The 5,026-nt window shown below is 68.0% G+C and carries 1 protein-coding gene; it reads left to right on the forward strand.

Going from position 1 to position 5,026, the window contains the following annotated elements; translation table 11 throughout:
* Window positions 1-5,026 (forward strand): beta-ketoacyl synthase N-terminal-like domain-containing protein (locus J7E88_RS35275; RefSeq protein ID WP_215187588.1); only part of this gene is annotated, 5,026 nt, incomplete at both ends.

Here is a 5,026-nt window from a genome sequence, read left to right on the forward strand (position 1 = left end):
ATCAGGTCGACTATCTGGCTGGGTTGGTGCGTGCTGAGGCGTCGGCCGTTCTCGGTGGTGCGGGTCGGGATCTGGTCCGGGTTGACCAGGCGTTCAATGACGCTGGCTTTGATTCGCTGACGTCGGTCGAGCTTCGTAACCGGCTGACCGCTCTGGCTGGGATGCCGTTGCCGGCGACGTTGGTGTTCGATTACCCGACTCCGTTGGCGTTGGCTGATTTCCTGCTGGGCGAGCTGGTCGGGGTCGCTCCTGCTCACGCCGTGATGCCCGTGACCGCGACGGTCACGGATGAGCCGGTGGCGATCGTGGGTCTGGGATTGCGGCTGCCCGGTGGTGTGGACGACCCTGCCGCCCTGTGGAACCTGCTGCTGTCGGGTGCGGACATGGTGGGGGATTTCCCGACCGATCGGGGTTGGGATCTGGGTGATCTGTACGACCCGGACCCTGAGGCTGCTGGGAAGTCCTATGTGCGTGAGGGCGGCTTCCTCACCGACGCGGCGGGGTTCGATGCGGGGTTCTTCGGGATCAGTCCGCGTGAGGCTTTGGCGATGGATCCGCAGCAGCGGTTGCTGCTGGAGACGTCGTGGGAGGCGCTGGAGCGTGCCGGGATCGACCCGACTTCGCTGCGGGGCGAGCGCGTTGGGGTCTATGCCGGACTGATCGCCAACGATTATCTCTCTGCAACCGGAACGACCCCTGACCTCGAGGGATACCGGGCGACGGGCGCGACCCCGAGTGTGGCGTCGGGGCGTATCTCGTATGTGCTGGGTCTTGAGGGTCCGGCGGTGAGTGTCGACACGGCGTGTTCGTCGTCGCTGGTGGCGTTGCACCTGGCGGCTCAGGCGTTGCGTGCGGGCGAGTGCTCGATGGCCCTGGCCGGCGGCGTAACCGTGATGGCCACTCCAGAATCCTTCGTGGAGTTCTCCCGGCTCCGAAACATGGCCCTCAACGGCCGGTGCAAGGCCTTCTCGGACACCGCCGATGGTGTGGGCTGGGGCGAAGGCGCGGGGATGCTCGTGTTGGAGCGTCTGTCGGACGCGCAGCGGCTCGGGCATGAGGTCCTGGCCGTGGTCCGGGGCAGTGCGATCAACCAGGATGGTGCCTCTAACGGGCTCACGGCCCCTAATGGTCCGTCGCAGCAGCGGGTGATCCGTCAGGCGTTGGCGAGTGCCGGACTCGCTCCGGCTGAGGTCGACGCGGTCGAAGCGCATGGCACCGGGACCACGCTGGGTGACCCGATCGAGGCGCAGGCGCTGCTTGCGGTGTACGGCGATCGTGGTGAGCAGGATGAGCCGTTGTGGCTGGGGTCGGTGAAGTCGAACATCGGTCACACCCAGGCCGCAGCCGGAGTCGCCGGAGTCGCCAAGATGATCCTGGCGATGCGGCACGGGGTCCTGCCCCGGACTCTGCACGCTGAGACGCCTTCGTCGAAGGTGGATTGGTCGGTCGGGGATGTGCGGATCCTGACCGAGGAGCGGGACTGGCCCGTGACCGGCCGTCCGCGCCGGGCGGGGGTCTCCTCGTTCGGGTTCAGCGGTACCAATGCCCACGTCATCCTCGAACAGGCCCCGGACCCGGTCACCGTTGAGCATGCATCAGGCCCCGCTGACGTGGAGGCGGGAGACGCTCCTGAGGCGTCGGGTGTGGTGCCGTTGGTGGTGTCGGCGCGGTCGCGGGAGGGTTTGCGGGCTGCTGCGGGGCAGTTGGCTGACTTCCTGGAACAGCAGCCTGTGTCGAACCTGGCTGATGTGGGCCGGGCGTTGTTGACGTCTCGTTCGGTGTGGGAGTTCCGGGCTGGAGTGGTGGCCGCGGAGCGGGATGAGGCGGTAGCGAAGCTCCGTGCGGTGGCTGCGGTGGCTGCGGTGGAGCGGGCCGACGTTGTGGATGCTGTCGTGGCCGGGACGTTGCGGCGTGATGAGGATGAGCCGGCCAGGTTCGTCCAGTCGATGGTCGATGTGTGGGTGGCGGGTGGTCCCGTCTCCGTGGCCGAGCTCGCCGCTGCTATTCCGGGAGGCGCGGGGTCCCCGGGACGGTTCGTTGCGTTGCCGACGTATCCGTTCCAGCGGGATCGGTACTGGCTGGCTCCGAGTGTGCATGGCCGGTCGGTGGCCGGCTTGGCGGGAGCTCGCTCCTCAGGTCATGCGTTGCTGGATGCGGTGGTCGATGTTCCCGGTGGGGTGATGCTGGCGGGGAGGCTGTCGCTGGAGGCGCATCCGTGGCTGGCTGATCATGCGATTACCGACACTGTCGTGGTTCCGGGTGCTGGTCTGGTCGAGTTCGCGATCGCGGCCGGTGACCTGGTGGATTGCCCGGTCCTGGATGAGCTGGTGATTCAGGCGCCGTTGCGGATTCCGGCCTCGGGCGTGGTCGACGTTCAGGTTCATGTCGGGGAGGCCGACGAGGCTGGGGTACGGCCGGTGACGGTGAGTTCGCGTCCCTCGGGTAGAGAGGGATGGGAGCGTAACGCCGAGGGTTTCCTTGCTCCCGCCGCTGCTGCGGTTGTCCATGACGGTGCTGATGTGGGGGCCTGGCCGCCACCAGGAGCCGAACCGGTCCCGGTTGAGGAATTCTACGAACGCCTCGCCGACCGCGGCTACGTCTATGGGCCCGCGTTCCAGGGCCTGACCGCGGTCTGGACCCGAGACGGGGAGATGTTCGGCGTGGTCACCCTCCCTGAGAGCGCCGATACGGCCGGGTACGGGATCCACCCGGCTCTCCTTGACGCTGCGCTGCACGTGTCCATGGCTGCGACGCCCTTGGGCGACACCGACACCGACACGGTGCAGATGCCGTTCGCGTGGAACCGCGTCGCTCTCCACGCCACCGGCGCCACGGCCCTTCGCGTCCGAGCCACCCCTGGTTCTGATGGACTGAAGGTGAACCTGGCCGACACCGCCGGCGAGCCGGTTCTGACTCTGGAAGCTCTCGCCTCACGACCTTTCACCGCCACCGATCTCAATGCTCCCGACGCACCGCTGCGCCTGCTGGCTGGTCCTCAACGCCGCGCCGCCGGGTCCGCGACCGGCCTGTCGGCGAAGCTGGCCGCAATGACACCGGAGGACCGGGAGCGGTATGTGTTCGAGCTGGTCCGCGGCGAAGCGGCCGTCGTCCTCGGCGCTGCGGGCCAGGATCTGGTGCGGGCCGATCAGACCTTCGGCAACGCGGGATTCAACTCACTGGCCGCGGTCGAGTTCCGGAACCGGCTGATGGCCCTGACCGGGGTGAAGCTGCCGGCGACGTTGGTGTTCGACTATCCGACCCCGTCGGCGCTGGCCGACTTCCTGATCGCACAGTTGGCGGGCACCGTCGCCGTATCCGCGCCCGTCTCGACACCGGTTCAGGTAAACGAGCCGGTGGCGGTCGTGGGTGTGGGGCTGCGGCTGCCCGGCGGTGTGGACAGCCCGGCCGCGTTCTGGGAGCTGTTGTCCTCGGGCACGGATGCGGTGGTGGAGTTCCCGACCGATCGGGGTTGGGATCTGGAGGCCTTGTTCGGTTCGGATTCTGACGCCGCGGGGAAATCGTCTGCTCGTGTCGGTGGCTTCCTGGCCGATGCGGCGGGTTTTGACGCGGGGTTCTTCGGGATCAGTCCGCGTGAGGCGTTGGCGATGGATCCGCAGCAGCGGTTGCTGCTGGAGACGTCGTGGGAGGCGCTGGAGCGGGCGGGGATCGACCCGTCCTCGCTGCACGGCCGTGACGTCGGGGTCTACACCGGCATCATCGAGAACGACTTCCAGGCGGCGGCCGGCGCGGCCCGGGATATGGAGGGATACCGAGCCACCGGTGGCGCGCACAGTGTGGCGTCGGGGCGTATCTCCTATGTGCTGGGGCTTGAGGGTCCGGCAGTAAGTGTGGACACGGCGTGTTCGTCATCGCTGGTGGCGTTGCACCTGGCCGCTCAGGCGTTGCGTGCGGGTGAGTGCTCGATGGCGCTCGCCGGCGGCGTGACCGTGATGGCGGGCCCAGGCGTTTTCGTGGAGTTCTCCCGGCTCGGAAACATTGCCCTCAATGGCCGGTGCAAGGCGTTCTCGGATGAGGCGGACGGCATTGGCTTGGCCGAGGGCGCCGGGATGCTGGTCCTGGAACGGCTGTCGGACGCCCAGCGCCTCGGGCATGAGGTGCTGGCGGTGATCCGGGGCAGTGCGATCAACCAGGACGGTGCCTCCAATGGGTTGACGGCTCCGAATGGTCCGTCGCAGCAGCGGGTGATCCGTCAGGCGTTGGCGAGTGCCGGACTTGCTCCGGCTGAGGTGGACGCGGTCGAAGCGCACGGTACGGGCACGGCTTTGGGTGATCCGATCGAGGCGCAGGCGCTGCTTGCGGTGTACGGCGACCGCGGTGAGCAGGGTGAGCCGTTGTGGCTGGGGTCGGCGAAGTCGAACATCGGACACGCCCAAGCCGCAGCAGGTGTGATCGGGATCGCCAAGATGATCCTGGCGATGCGGCACGGGGTCCTGCCCCGGACTCTGCACGCTGAGACGCCTTCGTCGAAGGTGGATTGGTCGGTCGGGGATGTGCGGATCCTGACCGAGGAGCGGGACTGGCCCGTGACCGGCCGTCCGCGCCGGGCGGGCGTGTCCTCGTTCGGGTTCAGCGGTACCAACGCCCACGTCATCCTCGAACAAGCCCCGGACACTCCCGACATCCCGGCCAGCGCCGTCCCTGACTCGGACGAGCCTGCTGTCCTCGCTGCAGAAATGGATGCGGATGGTGTGCCGGTCTCCGACGCACCAGTCGACACGGACGCTGAGGCGTCGGGTGTGGTGCCGTTGGTGGTGTCGGCGCGGTCGCCGGAGGGTTTGCGGGCTGCTGCGGGGCAGTTGGCTGACTTCCTGGAGCAGCAGCCTGTGTCGGGCTTGGCTGATGTGGGGCGTGCGTTGTTGACGTCACGTTCGATGTGGGAGTTCCGGGCTGGAGTGGTGGCCGCGGAGCGGGATGAGGCGGTGGCGCGACTCCGTGCGCTGGCTGCTTCTGCGGGTGAGGAGCAGGCGGCTCGTTCGGCGGGCCGGGTGGTGTTGACGTTCGCTGG

Origin of the sequence: Streptomyces sp. ISL-10, assembly GCF_018614575.1 — a bacterium.
In the GTDB taxonomy this organism is placed as follows: domain Bacteria; phylum Actinomycetota; class Actinomycetes; order Streptomycetales; family Streptomycetaceae; genus Streptomyces.